The 16,791-nt window shown below is 31.1% G+C and carries 13 protein-coding genes; 10 read left to right on the plus strand and 3 right to left on the minus strand.

The annotated features are described in order from the left end of the window. Position 1: 1 nt before the first annotated feature. Complete coding sequence (locus H526_RS0105800; RefSeq protein ID WP_051336002.1) at positions 2 to 2,065, plus strand: response regulator; 2,064 nt, start codon at positions 2 to 4, stop codon at positions 2,063 to 2,065. Positions 2,066 to 2,073: 8 nt separating this feature from the next. Continuing rightward, the gene (locus tag H526_RS0105805; RefSeq protein WP_027392126.1) at positions 2,074 to 2,895 is read left to right on the plus strand and encodes a DUF1853 family protein; all 822 of its coding nucleotides are present in this window, start codon (positions 2,074 to 2,076) and stop codon (positions 2,893 to 2,895) included. Positions 2,896 to 2,906: 11 nt separating this feature from the next. On the opposite strand, the gene H526_RS0105810 is transcribed toward H526_RS0105805, so the two are convergent. Together H526_RS0105810 and H526_RS0105815 are read right to left on the minus strand one after the other, a co-directional pair. Further along, positions 2,907 to 4,370, minus strand: a complete 1,464-nt coding sequence (locus H526_RS0105810) for a hypothetical protein (protein WP_027392127.1) — start codon at positions 4,368 to 4,370, stop codon at positions 2,907 to 2,909. Positions 4,371 to 4,408: 38 nt separating this feature from the next. Then, on the minus strand, positions 4,409 to 5,539 hold the full coding sequence (locus H526_RS0105815) for a vWA domain-containing protein (RefSeq protein WP_027392128.1): 1,131 nt from the start codon (positions 5,537 to 5,539) through the stop codon (positions 4,409 to 4,411). 204 nt (positions 5,540 to 5,743) lie between these two features. Here H526_RS0105815 and H526_RS0105820 point away from each other — a divergent pair, with 204 nt between their 5' ends. The 3 genes from H526_RS0105820 to H526_RS28425 all read left to right on the plus strand — a co-directional run bounded on the left by H526_RS0105820 (position 5,744) and on the right by H526_RS28425 (position 9,001). Then, positions 5,744 to 7,210 carry a M28 family peptidase gene (locus H526_RS0105820; protein ID WP_027392129.1) on the plus strand — a complete coding sequence of 489 codons (1,467 nt, stop codon included), beginning with the start codon at positions 5,744 to 5,746 and terminating at the stop codon, positions 7,208 to 7,210. Between the two features lie 24 nt (positions 7,211 to 7,234). Continuing rightward, a complete protein-coding gene (locus H526_RS0105825) occupies positions 7,235 to 8,380 on the plus strand; it encodes a serine hydrolase (protein WP_027392130.1) in 1,146 nt (381 codons plus the stop codon). Positions 8,381 to 8,647: 267 nt separating this feature from the next. Continuing rightward, the gene (locus H526_RS28425; protein WP_035084578.1) at positions 8,648 to 9,001 is read left to right on the plus strand and encodes a hypothetical protein; all 354 of its coding nucleotides are present in this window, start codon (positions 8,648 to 8,650) and stop codon (positions 8,999 to 9,001) included. 11 nt (positions 9,002 to 9,012) lie between these two features. Here H526_RS28425 and H526_RS0105835 read toward each other — a convergent pair whose 3' ends face one another. Further along, positions 9,013 to 9,246 carry a hypothetical protein gene (locus H526_RS0105835; RefSeq protein ID WP_027392132.1) on the minus strand — a complete coding sequence of 78 codons (234 nt, stop codon included), beginning with the start codon at positions 9,244 to 9,246 and terminating at the stop codon, positions 9,013 to 9,015. 114 nt (positions 9,247 to 9,360) lie between these two features. Here H526_RS0105835 and H526_RS0105840 point away from each other — a divergent pair, with 114 nt between their 5' ends. The 5 genes from H526_RS0105840 to H526_RS0105860 all read left to right on the plus strand — a co-directional run bounded on the left by H526_RS0105840 (position 9,361) and on the right by H526_RS0105860 (position 16,742). After that, positions 9,361 to 10,134 (plus strand): MBL fold metallo-hydrolase, encoded by a 774-nt coding sequence (locus tag H526_RS0105840; protein WP_027392133.1) that lies wholly within the window; start codon positions 9,361 to 9,363, stop codon positions 10,132 to 10,134. A gap of 17 nt (positions 10,135 to 10,151) precedes the next feature. Further along, complete coding sequence (locus tag H526_RS0105845) at positions 10,152 to 13,370, plus strand: VPS10 domain-containing protein (protein ID WP_027392134.1); 3,219 nt, start codon at positions 10,152 to 10,154, stop codon at positions 13,368 to 13,370. A 12-nt stretch (positions 13,371 to 13,382) separates the two neighbouring features. After that, positions 13,383 to 15,335 carry a S9 family peptidase gene (locus tag H526_RS0105850; protein ID WP_027392135.1) on the plus strand — a complete coding sequence of 651 codons (1,953 nt, stop codon included), beginning with the start codon at positions 13,383 to 13,385 and terminating at the stop codon, positions 15,333 to 15,335. Positions 15,336 to 15,360: 25 nt separating this feature from the next. After that, positions 15,361 to 16,038, plus strand: coding sequence for a DUF2490 domain-containing protein (locus H526_RS0105855; RefSeq protein ID WP_027392136.1), 678 nt, complete (start codon positions 15,361 to 15,363; stop codon positions 16,036 to 16,038). Positions 16,039 to 16,172: 134 nt separating this feature from the next. Further along, complete coding sequence (locus H526_RS0105860; RefSeq protein ID WP_027392137.1) at positions 16,173 to 16,742, plus strand: cysteine hydrolase family protein; 570 nt, start codon at positions 16,173 to 16,175, stop codon at positions 16,740 to 16,742. The last annotated feature ends 49 nt before the right edge of the window (positions 16,743 to 16,791 follow it).

Genomic DNA, 16,791 nt, shown 5'->3' on the forward strand with positions numbered 1-16,791 from the left:
TATGCTAAAAAAGATAACTAATATTTTTGTTTTCTTCTGTTTAATTATCGGAATAACATCTTGTTCTAATCAAGATATTCTCGACAAAAATGAAAGAGAGTGGCTGTTACAACAAGATACTATTTCCGTTGCAGTATATGCGTACTATCCTCCTTATCAATTTATAAATAAAAAAGATAGTATCGATGGTATTTTAGTAGATCACTTCGGTCTTATTGAAAACAAAATTGGTTATCGTTTTCGAAAAAAATATTATACAAATTGGTCAAACTTAATCGAAGATGCTCAAAATAAAAAAATTGATATAGTATTGGAAATGCAGGAAACTGCTGGACGAGAAAAATATCTAAATTTTTACACTAAATTTTTCGAAACTCCTTTCGTTTTAGTGGTTAAAGAAGAGGTCGATAGCACATTAAAGCTTAATGATTTTCTAGATAAAAGGGTTACAGTCCCAAAAGGGTACTCTATAGACGACTATCTTAAGCAAAATTATCCCGATTTAAATATTAAGAATTATCCTGATGATATTACCTGTTTACTTAAATTACAATCAGGAGAAGCGGATGCATATATTGGCGGAAAGGCATTGGTCAATTATTTAATAAAGTCGGAAGGTATTACTGGGTTAAAAGTTATTACAGAAATTGATTACAGTTACATCCCCAGCATAGCTGTTACTAAAGACAATAAAATATTAAACGAAATAATCGCTAAAGCCACACGTACTATTACTGATGAAGAAAAACAAGAAATACTCGACAATTGGCTTTTTGATGTTGTAAAACCATTTTACAAAAAACCAAAGTTTTGGATCATTTCATCAATTACATTCTTCGCCGCTCTGGCAAGTATTATTTTAATACATTTTTATTTAAAGTTTAAAATCAAACAAAGGACCAAAGAACTTCAAATTGCTAAGGATAAAGCCGAAGAGAGTAATAGAATTAAAACTAATTTTATTCAGAATATCTCGCATGAAATTAGAACTCCTATGAATGGGATTATGGGCTTTTCAGAATTATTAAAATCTGGAACAATAACAGAGGAAGAAAGGCAAGAGTATACTAAAATTATTATTGAAAGTGGTAAAGATTTAATTCACTCCGTTGACAATATTTTGGAAATTTCTGTATTAGAAACTAAACAAAGTAAAATTAGATTTACACCAACGAATTTGGAAGAATTACTTCTAGAATTAATCTCCGAATATTCATCTAAAGCTAATGAAAAGAACTTAAGTATTGAGTTAGATCACAAAATTCCAAAAGAAAAAAGCACAATTATTACAGATCAACCAAAACTATATAAAATATTGAGTGGCTTAATTGATAATGGTATTAAATTCACCCATACTGGTTCAATAATAATCTTTTCTTATCTTGTACAAGATTATGTTGCTATATCCATAAAAGATACCGGAATAGGAATAAAACCAAAAGATCAAGATATTATTTTTAAGAGTTTCTCACAATCAGAAAAAGAAATCTCTAAAAATTTTGGAGGTCTTGGGTTGGGCCTAGCGATTGCTAAACAATATACCGACTTAATCGGAGGAAATATTTCCTTTATAAGTAAAGAAAATGAAGGAAGTTCCTTCTTACTAAAAATTCCATATACCCCAATGCAGAATAACGCAGAACTAGCTACTAAAAAAAAAGGAGAAATAATTCCAGAAAAACATGTCATACTAATTGCTGAAGATGGCGAAATCAACTTCTTATTTTTAAAAACAGTTTTAACTAAGATGATTGATTTCGAATTTGTTATTTACCGTGCTAAAAACGGAAAAGAAGCTGTAGAAATATGTGAAGGAAATGAAAAGATTAATTTGGTTTTAATGGATATCAAAATGCCTATTATGGATGGTTATGATGCGACTAAACGTATAAAAAAAATGCGCCCAGATCTTCCAGTTGTAGCTCAAACAGCATATTCCACCGAAGAAGATATAGAAAAAGCATTAGCAGCAGGGTGTGATGACTTTCTTGCTAAACCAGTAGATCAAAAAATATTGAGACCAATATTAGATAAGTACATTTCTATATTTAGAAATAAACAATAGTATAAATAATGTCTTTTGAACATCAGTATGCTGGTTTTATAAACAGCAACCTATTATGGAAAGATAACAGTCTTTTTGAACTTTCTCAGTTTGATTTACGCAACTCAAATAGTAATTCTTTCGAAGAGTTTTCTATTAACATTGCACCTAATGAAGTATTAGGAAAAAGAATTGAACACTTTTTTGAACATTACATCCATAGTACTAATGATTATAAATTGATATTAAAAGGTCTGCAGATATTCAAAAACAAGATAACTATTGGAGAATTAGATTTTATAATAGAAGATTTACGTAAAAAAAACATTTTACACATTGAATTGGTTTATAAATTCTATCTATACAACCCTAAAAAAAGTTCTATTATCTTAGAAAGATGGATTGGTCCTAATCAAAAAGATAGTTTATTAGAAAAAGTAACCAAATTAAAAGAAAAACAATTACCGCTACTCTATCGTTCTGAAACTGTATTAAAACTTCGAGAACTAAATATTGATCCAAACAGAGTACTACAAAAAGTGTGTTTTTTTGGAAATTTATTTGTTCCTCTATCCTATCTAAACAAGAAACTTACTGATCTAAATAATAGTTGTATACAAGGATTTTGGATACATGAAAAAGATTTTACATCAGATAAGTATGGCTCTCGACAGTATTTCATCCCAGAGAAGAAAGATTGGGTCACACACCCAAAACATAATAGAGTTTGGAACTCTTATATGGCAATACTAGAAGAGCTTCAAATACAACTGATCAAAAAAAAATCTCCATTACTTTGGATAAAAAGTAATGAAGATTCTTTTACCAAGTGTTTCATTGTTTGGTGGTAATAATTTTATGATTATAAGTCATTTATATAACTACCGTATAAATCCTTAAACCTAAAACCTTCAGACAGTCGATATTTGCTTAATTTTTTATGTTCCACTAACCCCCATAACAAGAATTCTTTCATAAAATAGCTGTCTTTTTCATCTATATCATCTTGATACTTTTTAATGAGATTGTTTAACGGAATAATTTCATCTAATTTTTTCTTATAGTCTTCTTCAGAAATTTCATCCAAAAGCTCAAAACCGCTTTGTTCAAAAAACCAGTCAATCAACTCTTGATATGGGCTTCTCTCACTCTCTCTTTCTAACTTCTCAATTTTTGGAAAAAAATCGGCGAATAATGTTTTAATAGAATCAGAGATTAAAGTATGAGCTACAGATGCTGCTCCTTCTTGCTCACCTTCATATACTAACTCTACTTTACCTGTTATTGCCGGAACTACGCCCATAAAATCACTAAGTCTTAAAAAAGTGTATTCGTCTCCAGATTTAAGAGCTCTATACTCTGCAGTACTTAATAAATTTTCGTATGCAGTAATACTCATTCTAGCACTTACACCACTTTTAGCATCGATGAATTCACTTTCTCTAGCCTGAAAACTAATTTGTTCTAATAAATCCTTGGCTAAATCAGGCACATAGACCAGTGTACTTTGTCTAGAATCTAACTTTGCTTCTTGCTGAGTAATTGTTTTAGCAATCTCTATACTTTCTGGATAATGCGTTAGTATCTGAGAACCAATCCTATCTTTTAGAGGAGTTACAATACTACCTCTATTAGTATAATCTTCTGGATTTGCAGTAAATACAAACTGCATATCTAACGGCAATCGAAGTTTAAATCCTCTAATTTGGATATCTCCTTCTTGTAAAATATTAAATAATGCCACCTGAATACGAGCTTGTAAATCAGGTAATTCATTAATTACAAAAATACAACGATTGGCTCTTGGGATCATCCCAAAATGAATAACTCTATCATCTGCATAACTTAGCTTTAGATTTGCAGCTTTGATTGGATCTACATCACCAATAATATCTGCTACCGTAACATCAGGAGTAGCCAATTTTTCGGCAAACCGATCATTTCTATGCATCCAAGAAACAGGTGTGTCATCACCTTTTTCTTCAATCAATGTAACTGCATATCTTGATATCGGGTTAAACGGATCATCATTAATCTCTGATCCAGTAACAACTGGAATCCATTCGTCTAACAAATTAATCATTTGTCTTGCTAGACGAGTTTTTGCTTGACCTCGCAAACCTAATAAATTAATATTGTGCCTAGATAATATTGCTCGTTCTAACTCCGGAATAACAGTATTCTCATATCCATGAATTCCTGTAAAAGTATCCTCATTATTACCTATTTTAATTCTCAAATTTTCTCTAAGCTCGTCTTTTATACTTCTACTATGATATCCCGATGCTTTTAGCTCACCAAATGTTTTTATATTTTTAAAATCCATATTTTCTTTTCCGAAATATTCTTTATTTATTATCTTTTTTATCCTTTAATTCTTTTTTTTCTATTCGCTTCGTAGTCTTCAAAAATCATCTCACCAAGCCCTTTTAAACCAGTATAAAAAGCTTTACCTTGATTCGCATGGGTAAACTCTCTTACAAACTGCATTAAATAAGGATCCTGTGCGATCATAAACGTAGTAATAGGTATATGTAACTTTCTAGCTTGCTGTGCCATCATATAACACTTATTCACAATATTGCGATCCAACCCATTACTGTTTTTATAATACTGTCCATCTGGCATTCTTAAACAACTAGGCTTCCCATCGGTAATCATAAAAATTTGCTTATTTGTATTACGCTTTCTTCTTAACATATCCATAGCCAACTGCAATCCCGCAACAGTATTCGTATGATAAGGTCCAACTTGTAAATATGGTAAATCTTTAATTGCAATTGGCCAAGCATCATTTCCAAACACCAAAATATCTAAGGTATCTTTCGGGTATCTTGTCGTAATAAGTTCTGCTAATGCCATTGCCACCTTTTTAGCAGGAGTAATTCTATCCTCGCCATACAATATCATACTATGACTGATATCAATCATCAATACAGTACTCATCTGCGCCTTATACTGTGTTTCTTCTACAACAAGATCATCCTCAGTAAGGTGTAAATCTCCGATACCATGGTTAATCTGAGCATTTTTTAAACTTTCTGTAATTGATATTCTTTCTAATCCATCACCATATTGATAATTCCTATATTCTCCGGCGTGTTCGTCTCCTCTTCCTGTATATTTAGTTCTATGGTTTCCTGATCCACTACGCTTTAAATTACCAAAAATTTGATCTAATGCTCTTTTACGAATTGCTCTTTCTGTCTTAGCTGTAATAGACATTCCGCCTTTTCCATCAGGTTTGATTTCCTCTCGGATATATCCTTTTTTCTTTAAATCCTCAATAAAATCATCTAATGTGTATTCTTCTGTGGTAAGTTTGTATTCTTTATCCAATTCTCTCATCCAATCCAAAGCCTCATCTAGGTCGCCAGAAGTGTGAGTAATAATCTCCTGAAAAATATCAAAAAGCTTATCAAATGGAGATTGCTCAGGTGCTTCATAGTTTTTAAAAGCGAACCCTTTTTTTAAAAATCCCTTTTTCTCTTTCATTATATAAATTTAGCATATTTTGTAAAAGATATATACTGAACTCAATGCTAATAATAGATAATTAACAAATGTTTTGGAATTGTTCTGGCTTAAAGACACTTTTATCTAAAAACAATAAACACTAAACAATTCTTATCTTTGAGACATCAAGTATATTTTTAAGAATATATTCTTATAATAATCAAAAGTCATCTTACTCAGTTTATGAAGAATTCATTCCTATTGTTACTCTTTCTTTTTCCATTTATAAATTATAGCCAAAATGATATCGAAAAAGTAAAAACTACAATTTCAAAAAGTGAAATTGAAGGGCACATTTATTTTTTGGCATCTGATGAACTAAAAGGTAGACAAACTGGAACTGCTGAGAATAAAATAGCTGCTCAATATCTAGCTAATATGCTACGTTCTTATGGAGTAAAACCCGTTACAGAAGATAAAAGTTATCTTCAGAAAGTCGTACTTAATTCAGTATCTCAATTTGATAAAGCAGAACTGAAAATAAAAAATTTTAGTACTTCAAAAATCGTAACAATAAACAAAACGAATACATCCTATTCTGGTTCATTGGCATTTGTTAATTATGGTTTCGAAAAAGACTATGCTAATGTAGATGTAAAGGGTAAAATAGTTGTTTCATATTCTGGAACAAAAGAAAATAGTAACCTAAGATTTGCCTTTTCTAAAACACAAGAGAAAATCAAAATTGCAAAAGAAAAAGGTGCCATTGGCATTATTGAGCTTAATAATATTGATAATAGAACTTGGTCTCAATTAGATCATAGTTTTAATGGAGAAAAAATGTATATTTCTGAAGAAGACACATCTAATAATTTCACTTATTTATGGGTAAATGACCAAAAAGAAGAAATTAGTAAATTCTTTACAGACAAAAATGAGGTGAATGGATCAATTAATATTCAAGGTATCAAGAAAGGTAACATAACTACTCAAAATGTTGTTGGAATGGTTGAAGGAACGGATCCAAAACTTAAAGATGAATACATTATTTATTCTGCTCATTATGACCATGTGGGTATAGGGAAAGCTGTCGATAATGACTCTATTTATAACGGAGCAAGAGATAATGCAGTTGGAACTGTTACAGTATTGTCTGCAGCGAAAAATATTGCTAAGTATCCAACTAAAAGGTCGGCTTTATTTATATTGTTTACCGGAGAAGAAAAAGGATTGCTAGGTAGCAAATGGTATGTAGAAAACCCCTTGATTCCTTTAAATAAAATGGTATACTGTTTTAATAGTGATAATGGTGGATATAATGATACTAGTATAGCCACAATTGTTGGTCTAGAACGAACTACTGCGTCGGATGATATAAAGAAGGCTGCAACTCCTTTTGGACTCAAAGCAATTGATGATCCAGCTCCTGAACAAGGGTTATTCGATAGATCAGATAATGTACATTTTGCTGCTAAAGGAATTCCTGCTCCAACATTTAGTATGGGGTTTACTGCTTTTGACGAAGAAATAACAAAATATTATCATCAGGTAACCGACAATCCCGACACCCTGGATTATGATTATCTTTTAAAATTCTTCCAATCCTATGTGTTGGCGTGCCGAAATATTGCTAATAACCCTAAAACACCTTTCTGGGTAGAAGGTGATAAATACTATGATGCTGGTATAAAATTATATAACAAAAAATAAATTGTCATTTTATAATCGGTTCATATGAAATCAATTGTTTTAATTAGTTTTATAAGTCTACTTATGATATCCTGTAGTCAGCAAGATCCTTTAGAGAAAATCTTAAACTCGGATACACCACAAATAGCAAACGTAAGTAAGAATATAGAGAAATACGAAGTTCAGATTTTATATAGTCAAATCAACCGAAATAAAAAAGGTCAAGTAACATTTACGGATTACGAATTTAATGTTTCAGATAGCACCTATTTTTATCCAGCAAGCTCAGTTAAATTCCCAATTGCTTTACTTGCTTTAGAAAAATTAAACACGTTACAAAAAAATGATATCCCTATTTCTAAAGAAACTAATTTTATTACAGAACAAGATTCTGCATACTCCTCTATAGATAAAGAAATCATTAAAATTTTTGCAGTAAGTGATAATCAAGCCTACAATCGATTATTTGAATTTCTTGGACAAGATTATATCAATCAAAAGCTAAACTCTAAAAATATCAATAGTAGAATATCTCATCGGTTATCGACTAATAATGCTTCTAATACTAAATCTCAATCATTAATTTTTAAAAAAAACATACAAGATAGTATTCCATTATATAAACAATCAGGTATAGAAAATTTACCTAGTGCCGAATTAGCATTAAAAGATGTACTAAAAGGTAAAGGTTATATTCTTAATGATTCACTAATTTCAACTCCAAAAGATTTTTCACAGAAAAATTATCTTCCGTTAAGATCATTACACGGGCTAATGAAACGTATTCAATTTCCTGATACATTTACTCCAAAAGAACGTTTTAAAATCTCAGAAAGGGATCGTGATTTTATAATTAAAGCTATGAAGACACTTCCATATGAAGCTGGCTACGACAGAAAAGAATATTATGATGGATATGTTAAGTTTTTTATGTTTGGTGACACAAAAAAAGATATTCCTAAACATATAGAAATCTATAATAAAGTAGGATATGCTTATGGTTATCTTACCGATTGCGCATATTTTAAAGACACAAAAAACAATGTAGAATTTATATTATCGGCTACAATACATGTAAACGAAAATGAAATCTATAACGATGATAATTATGAATATGATAAAATCGGAATTCCATTTCTAGCGCAATTAGGAAGAATGATCCACGACTTAGAAAAACAAAAAAGTAAATAATTTCGTTTCTAAAACGACTTTTCTTTAACAATTTCTCAAAATAAACCCTTAATTACCCGATAAAATCTCAAACTTTAAGAAATATTGATCTTTTTTTAACAAAATTATATATTCAAAAGACATCTAATGAACTAATTTTATAATCCCTTAGTTTTAAGAACGTTTAAGTTTAGTACAAATAACAACAAAATATGGTTACACATTTTATAATTAAGTAACTATATACAATACAATAAATATAGTATATAGTTTTAAAAACAAGAACATATGAAACAATATATACTATTCTTATTATTATTTACCTTCGGCTTATTATACCCTAATAATCTTTTTATAACATCAAATTCTTCAATGATAATTCAAAATCAGATTGATAGAAAACTATCTGAAGATGAAGAAAAAAAACGTGGATTAGATTTATTAGCCACAGAAATTATTGAACAAATTGATGAAATTGATTTAAGAAAAATGGCTCGATCTGCCATTTTTGAAACTTCTTATGGATTTAGATGGAAAATGGTCAATCTTCATACAGGAAATATTATTATCATAAAAGTTGATAAGAATTTTAAATTAATTTCCGCCAGAAATAGTAAGAAAAAGAAAATAATGACCCCCTAAAATATAGATCGCTAGGCTAACATTGTTTTTAAATTTTCATAATCTTCTAAATACTCCCAATAGATAATTCTATCAAATGCATATTTGATCAAAATATACTTCTCGCTTACAGACAATATTCGATCTACCGAAACCAATTTTTTAGACGGAGATTTTACCTCAACTTCTTCTATTATTTCTTGATTTCTTGCATCAAATCCATGCACGATAGTATGATTATGCAAAGTAAGTTCTATAAATTTCATATTATTAGTATTTAACCTCTTCAAATGTAGGTATTTTCTAACTTAACACCCCTTTAAGAGTTTCGCATTTTCATTTTCTTAACTTTAGCTTTTTAATTAGATAATCAATCAAAAATGTTAAAAAGATTTTTCCTTTTAACTCTTATAATTTTTAGTGTTTCTGGTTTTTCTCAAAAAAAAATATCGGTCATCTATACAGGGAATATGGGTGTTTATATTTCTAATGGAGAATCTTCCGTATTAATCGATGGATTACATTCTAAATATGGAGATGATTATCTTTTTCCTCCAACCTCCTTGATTAATAAAATACATACAGATTTACAACCAGATGTTATACTATTTACACATCATCATGGAGATCACTTTAGTACATTACTTTCTAATGATTATTTAAATTTTAATAAAAAAGCTGTTTTATTTGGGCCTAATCAAATAACAGAAAAAATAATTCCTTTTAATAATCGATTATTTACAATTGCTACTTCAGATTACAAAAAACAGACCATAAAAATCAAAAAACTTGATATCACAGGTGTAAAAATCAATCATGCAGGAAAAAGACATACAACCGTAGAAAATATAGGTTACATTATTGATTTTAAGTCAAAAAAAGTTCTACACGTTGGTGATACCAATTGGATGAATGATATTAATTTATTTAACCGATTAAAATTGGTAAATGATGGTATTGACATTGCAATTCTTCCTTATTGGATGTTATTAGATAATAATGCAAGTCAACTGATCAAAAATCATATTAACGCCAAACAGATTATCGCTACACACATTTCACCTAAAATAAAGAAACAAGAATTACAGGATTTAAAGAAAAAATATCCTGAGGTACATTTTTTAACAATACTAGAAGAACAAATTCAATTATAATTAACTCACTCTATAAAATGAAAAGATTACTATTTCTATTATCTCTTACCCTAATATCCTCTATTTCTGCACAAGAATTTTCTATGGATTATGTAAAAAAAATACATCCACGTAATATTGGTCCGGGTGGAATGAGCGGACGTGTTACCTCTATTGATGTTGTTACCTCTAATCCGGATATTATGTATGCAGGAACAGCCTCTGGAGGGTTGTGGAAATCTACATCTGGTGGAATTAAATGGAAACCTATTTTTGACAAGGAAGTTACCGCTTCTATTGGTGCAGTTGCAATTCAACAATCAAACCCTTCTGTAGTTTGGGCAGGAACAGGAGAAGGTAATCCTAGAAATAGTCTTAATGGAGGTTACGGAATTTATAAATCTTTAGATGGTGGTAAGAACTGGAAATTGATGGGGTTAGAAAAAACTCGTCATATCCACAGAGTAGTAATAGATCCAACCAATCCTAATATTGTATATGTTGCGGCTATTGGTTCTCCTTGGGGAATACATCCTGAAAGAGGAATTTTTAAAACAACTGATGGAGGAGAAACTTGGAACAAAGTTCTTTCTGCTAATAATAAAACAGGAGCTGCAGATCTAGTAATGGATCCTACCAATCCTAATAAATTAATTGCTGCTTTATGGGAACACAAACGTGACCCTTGGTTTTTTAAATCAGGAGGTGAAGGTTCTGGATTATATATTACTCATGATGGAGGAAAAACTTGGCAAGAAAGAACTGATAAAGATGGATTACCAAAAGGTGATCTAGGACGAATTGGAATTGCTATAGCTAGAAATAAGCCTAATATTGTATATGCATTAATTGAGGCTAAGAAAAATGCCTTATATAAATCCGAAGATGGTGGCTTTAATTGGAAAAAAATTAATGATAAAAACGACATTGGCAATCGCCCTTTCTACTATTCAGAAATATATGTAGATCCTCAGAATGAAAATAGAGTATATTCTGTATTTACCTATGTAAATGTATCTGAAGACGGTGGAAAAAATTTCAAGCAGTTAATGCCAGCTTATGGTGTTGATAATGGAGTGCATCCAGATCATCATGCTTGGTGGATACATCCGCAGGATGGTAATTTTATGATCGATGGTAATGATGGAGGTTTAAATATTACACGAGATGGTGGAAAAACCTGGAGATTTATAGGAAATCTGCCTGTTGCGCAATTTTATCATATTAATGTAGATAATGAGTATCCTTATAATGTTTATGGAGGTATGCAGGATAATGGTAGTTGGAGAGGTCCAGCATATGTGTGGAAAGCTCAAGGAATTAGAAATTCTTATTGGCAAGAAATATCTTTTGGAGATGGATTTGATGTAGTACCTGATAAAGATGATTCCAGATATGGATGGTCTATGAGTCAACAAGGTTTTGTTAGCCGTTATGACTGGATGACCGGTAATAATTATACAGTTAAACCTACACATCCAGATCCTGAAGTAAAGCTGCGTTTTAATTGGAATGCCGCTATCAATATTGATCCTTTTGATAATAACACATTATATTTTGGAAGTCAATTTGTACATAAAAGTAAAGACAAAGGGTTAACTTGGGAGGTAATTTCTCCTGATCTATCCACCAATGATCCAGAAAAACTAAAACAAGCAGAAAGCGGTGGTTTAACAATGGATGCTACTGGAGCAGAAAATCATTGTACTATTTTAGTAATAGAACCATCTCCTTTAGAACAAAATATGCTATGGGCGGCAACAGATGATGGACGTGTTCACATTACTCAAAATGGTGGTGCAAATTGGACTGATATTTCTAAAAACATTAAAGGGCTACCTAGTGGTAGTTGGATAGTTCAGATCAAAGCTTCCAATAAGAAAAAAGGAGAAGCTCTTTTAGTAGCAAATGATTATAGAAGGTTTAATTACACTCCGTATGCGTATAGAACCGTAGACTATGGTAAAACTTGGGAGCGCATCGTAGATAATGGTGATGTTCAAAGTTATGTTTTGAGTATTGTAGAAGATCCTATTGAGAAAAATTTACTTTTTCTAGGAACAGATGATGGATTATACATTTCCTTAAATGCAGGTCGCAAATGGACAAAATGGACCTCTGGTTTCCCTACAGTTTCAGTAAAAGACTTAGTAATACAACCTAGAGAACATGATTTGGTGATAGGAACGTTTGGTAGAGCTGCTTGGGTCCTAGATGATATTAGACCCTTACGTGCTCTAGCCAAAAATAAAAACATTCTTACTCAGAAATTACAATTATTTAATCCTCCAACTGCATATCAAGCTGCCTATCAACAACCAACAGGAAGTCGTTTCGGTGCTGATGCCTTATATAACGGTGAGAATCGTGATTTTGGCGCACATATTTCCTTTTTTGTAACCGTAGAACAAAAAGAAGCGTCTAAAAAAGAAAAAGATAAAAAAGATGAAAAAGAAAACAATGAAGAGGAAATAGATGAGAATGAAGAAAAAAAGGTTAAATGGGATTCTATACATCTAAAAATATATGATGGTGATCGACTTATCAGAACGCTTAAACAAAAAACTCCAGATTCTACTGGAATTCATAAAATGCGATGGTTTATGGATGAAAAAGGAGTAGATCGACCATCTAGAAAAATCCAGAAATCTAAGAGAGAACCTGGTGGGGTTACAGTTAAACCAGGGACTTATAAATTACTAATGGAATATGGTGATCAAAAATCAGAATCTAGTATCGAAGTTAAATCTGATCCAAGATTACAGATTTCTCAGCAAAATATAAATGAAATATACGATGCTTCCAAAAACCTAGAATCTATGAGACAAACCGTCGCTGATGCAGTTAAGCAATTGGTAGAAAGTAAAGAAGTAGCTTCTAAATACCAAAAAGAACTTAAGAAGTTAGATAAAAAGAAGTTTAAAGATCAAATTAAGTCTTCTAAAGATATTATTAAAAAAATTGATTCTACCTTAGCTATTTATTTAGGCAAAGAAGATAAAAGACAAGGTATTACTCGTAATCCGGAAGTAACTGTGATGCAACGCTTAGGTACTGCAGGGTGGTATACAGGAAGTAGACAAAATGGTTTAACAGTTACCGAAAAAACTTTGATAAAACATGCTAATGATGCATTAAAAGAGGCTTTAGATAAAACAAATTCTTTCTTCAAAGAAGATTGGAAACCTTATCAGGAAGCAATAGAAAAATTAGAGACTTCTCCGTTTAAGGAGATAAAAACTTTCACAATCAAATAAAAACTCTTAATCATGAAAAAACTCATTATTATAGGAATTGGAGTACTACTACTCCATTCCTGCAAAAAGGAAAAAAAAGAAGAAGTTGTTGCTCCTCCTATTGCAATTGAAGAATATTCAATTGAACAATTCATGGACAATGAAAATGCTTTTTCCAATGGCTTTTCTAATGACAAGTCTAAAGTTCTTATGACTAGTAACCGTTCTGGTATTTATAATATGTATACCACATCGGTTAAAGGCGGAGAATTAATTCCAGTTACAAAATCCGATAGCTCTTCTGTTTTTGGTATTTCTTATTTCCCAGAAGATGATAGAATACTATTTAGAATGGATGGTAATGGAGATGAAATATATAAAATCTTTCTTAAAGACAGTTCTGGTATTACACGACTGACTCCCGAAAAAAATGTGAGAGCTTTATTTAGAGGTTGGTCAAAGGATGGAAAAAGTTTCTTTTATGGAAGTAATGAAAGGGATCCTAAATACATGGATCATTATGAAATGAATATTGCCGATTTCACTTCTAAAATGATCTATCAGAATAACGATGGAATGGATTTTGGCGGTATGTCTGAAGATAGAAAGTACATTGCGCTTACTAAGGCAGTAACTACAAACGATGTCGATTTGTATTTAATGAATACAGAAACCAAAGAAAAAACTAAAGTCAATGAGAATATTAGCGGTAATCAACCTCAAGATTTTTCTCCAGACAACACTTCATTCTATTATACCACCGATGATAATGCAGAATTTAGTTATTTAATGAAATATAATCTTGCAAATGGTACAAAAGAAAAAGTAGCAGAAAAAAATTGGGATATTAATTCATTTTATTTCACTAGAAATGGAAAATATCAAGTAATGTTTACTAATGAGGATGCTAAAACTGTAATGGATGTAAAAGAAGTCGCTACTGGTACAGATGTGGCATTTCCTTCATTTGAAAATAAAGAAATTTCAAGTGCAAGTTTTTCTAGAGATGAGTCCATGGCATTTTTAAATGTTTCAGGTTCAAGTACTCCTAGAAACGTGTACTCTTACGATATGGCATCTAAAGAATATCATCAATTAACAGATGTATTAAACAAAGATATTAACGAAGATCATTTAGTAGCATCAGAAGTTGTTCGTTTTAAATCTTTTGATGGTTTAGAAATTCCTGCGATATATTATAAGCCAAAACAAGCTACTACAGACAATAAAGTTCCAGCATTGGTATGGGTACATGGTGGTCCTGGAGGACAATCTAGACAAGGTTTTAGTTCACAAATCCAATATTATGTAAATCACGGATACGCAATTCTTGCCGTAAATAATAGAGGAAGTAGTGGTTATGGTAAAACGTTCTATAAAATGGATGATCAAAATCACGGAGATAAAGATCTAAAAGATTGTGTAGCCGGAAAAAATTGGTTAGCACAACAAGATATTATTGATGCCAATAAAATAGGAATTATTGGAGGTTCTTATGGAGGTTACATGACTATGGCAGCCCTTACCTATACTCCTGAAGATTTTAAAGTGGGAGTTAATATATTTGGAGTTACTAACTGGTTAAGAACATTAAAAAGCATTCCACCATGGTGGGAATCTTTTAAAGATGCTTTATATACAGAGATGGGAGATCCTAATACTGCTGATTCAGTAAGATTACGTCAAATTTCACCATTATTTCATACTGAAAAAGTGACCAAACCTTTAATTGTTTTACAAGGAGCTAAAGACCCTAGAGTTCTAAAGGTAGAATCGGATGAAATAGTCGCTGGAGTTAAGAAAAATGGTGTTCCTGTAGAATATGTATTGTTCGAAGATGAAGGACATGGGTTTGTAAAAAAAGAGAATCAGATCGAAGCCTATGGAAGAATCCTAAAATTCTTAGATAAATATCTAAAAGAACCTGGATCAGAAATCATTAATGACGGAAAATCTGAAACTAAAACTGTAGAATCAGAATCCTAGTATTATATTATTGCTACATATATTTATGAAAAAAACAATTGTATTCCTTACAATACTAATGAGTATTAACTATATCAGTGCTCAAGAAACTGGAGAAGACGACTTAGGCGCTTGGTATATGTATTTTGGAACGAATCGAATAACGGATAAATTAAGTATTCACTCAGAAGCTCAATTTCGTTTCTACGAAGTAGCTAATACTTTTAATCAATTATTACTTCGAACCGGTTTAAATTATCATCTTACAGAAAATGCAATAGCAACTATTGGATATGGTTATATCAATACAGATGGTACTTTCTCGGATATTCCTGGTGAAGAAAATAGTAATGAGCATCGAATTTTTGAGCAATTTATTCTTAAAAATGAAGTAGGAAAAATAAAATTCGAACATCGATATCGATTAGAACAACGATTTATTAGTACGCAAGTTGATGATTTCACCGAACATCGCGCTAGATATAGATTACAACTGACATATCCTTTTAACGAAAAATGGTTCATAAATGTTTATGATGAAGTTTTTATTAATTTACAAGAGCCTATTTTTGGTCAAAATCGTTTGTATGGTGCAGTTGGTTATAATGTAAAATCAAACTTTAGTATTCAGTTTGGGTACTTAAAAAATCATTTTACTGGTATCAACTTTGATCGATTACAGTTAGGTATCATCTATAATACCGACTTCAGAAAGAAAGAATAAAAGATACAGTTAAAAAGTATTGATATCTAATTGGGCCTCTGATCACTTTTATCTTGTTAAAAGATTAAAATTTCCAAAGGCTCAATTAGAAAATAAAAAGCTTCATTTTTTTTAAGCTCTTAAAAAAGAAAACTATGGCACTTACAAAAAAAGATAATCCAGCATTACTACTTATTGATGTACAAAAAGGAATCAACAATCCAGGATATTATGGCACGGAACGTAATAACCCTAACGCTGAAAAAAACATAGAGGCTTTATTAAAAAAATGGAGATTAGAAAGTTTACCAATCTATCACGTAAAACATTGTTCTTCTAACCCAGATTCTCCATTGGCCAAAGGGAAAATTGGTAATGAATTTCAAGATTTTATAGTACCACAACAAAACGAACCGGTTATTGAAAAGGATGTAAACAGTGCATTTATAGGTACAGATCTCAGAACACAATTAGAAGATGCAAATATTAAAAACGTAGTTATTGTAGGATTAACCACAGAACATTGCGTATCTACCAGTACCCGAATGGCCTCTAACTATGGGTTTAATACTTTTCTAATTGAAGACGCTGTAGCGGCTTTTGATAAAATTAGCTTTAGTGGTAAAAGATATAGTGCTCAAATGGTACACGATATTGAAATTGCTAATCTCAAAGATGAATTTGCTACGGTTGTGCTAACTGAAGAAATAGTTAAACTTTCTTAGTTTAATTAATCAAACATAAAAACCTCTCCTATTTCTTTAGTAAATTAAT

Origin of the sequence: Aquimarina latercula DSM 2041 (genome assembly GCF_000430645.1) — a bacterium.
Taxonomy (GTDB): Bacteria; Bacteroidota; Bacteroidia; order Flavobacteriales; family Flavobacteriaceae; genus Aquimarina; species Aquimarina latercula.

Bases quoted from the DNA above. Each gene is read 5' to 3' on its own strand.
- H526_RS0105800 (WP_051336002.1), top strand. From the start codon at position 2: ATGCTAAAAAAGATAACTAATATTTTTGTTTTCTTCTGTTTAATTATC.
- H526_RS0105805 (WP_027392126.1), top strand. From the start codon at position 2,074: ATGTCTTTTGAACATCAGTATGCTGGTTTTATAAACAGCAACCTATTA.
- H526_RS0105810 (WP_027392127.1), bottom strand. From the start codon at position 4,370: ATGGATTTTAAAAATATAAAAACATTTGGTGAGCTAAAAGCATCGGGA.
- H526_RS0105815 (WP_027392128.1), bottom strand. From the start codon at position 5,539: ATGAAAGAGAAAAAGGGATTTTTAAAAAAAGGGTTCGCTTTTAAAAAC.
- H526_RS0105820 (WP_027392129.1), top strand. From the start codon at position 5,744: ATGAAGAATTCATTCCTATTGTTACTCTTTCTTTTTCCATTTATAAAT.
- H526_RS0105825 (WP_027392130.1), top strand. From the start codon at position 7,235: ATGAAATCAATTGTTTTAATTAGTTTTATAAGTCTACTTATGATATCC.
- H526_RS28425 (WP_035084578.1), top strand. From the start codon at position 8,648: ATGAAACAATATATACTATTCTTATTATTATTTACCTTCGGCTTATTA.
- H526_RS0105835 (WP_027392132.1), bottom strand. From the start codon at position 9,246: ATGAAATTTATAGAACTTACTTTGCATAATCATACTATCGTGCATGGA.
- H526_RS0105840 (WP_027392133.1), top strand. From the start codon at position 9,361: ATGTTAAAAAGATTTTTCCTTTTAACTCTTATAATTTTTAGTGTTTCT.
- H526_RS0105845 (WP_027392134.1), top strand. From the start codon at position 10,152: ATGAAAAGATTACTATTTCTATTATCTCTTACCCTAATATCCTCTATT.
- H526_RS0105850 (WP_027392135.1), top strand. From the start codon at position 13,383: ATGAAAAAACTCATTATTATAGGAATTGGAGTACTACTACTCCATTCC.
- H526_RS0105855 (WP_027392136.1), top strand. From the start codon at position 15,361: ATGAAAAAAACAATTGTATTCCTTACAATACTAATGAGTATTAACTAT.
- H526_RS0105860 (WP_027392137.1), top strand. From the start codon at position 16,173: ATGGCACTTACAAAAAAAGATAATCCAGCATTACTACTTATTGATGTA.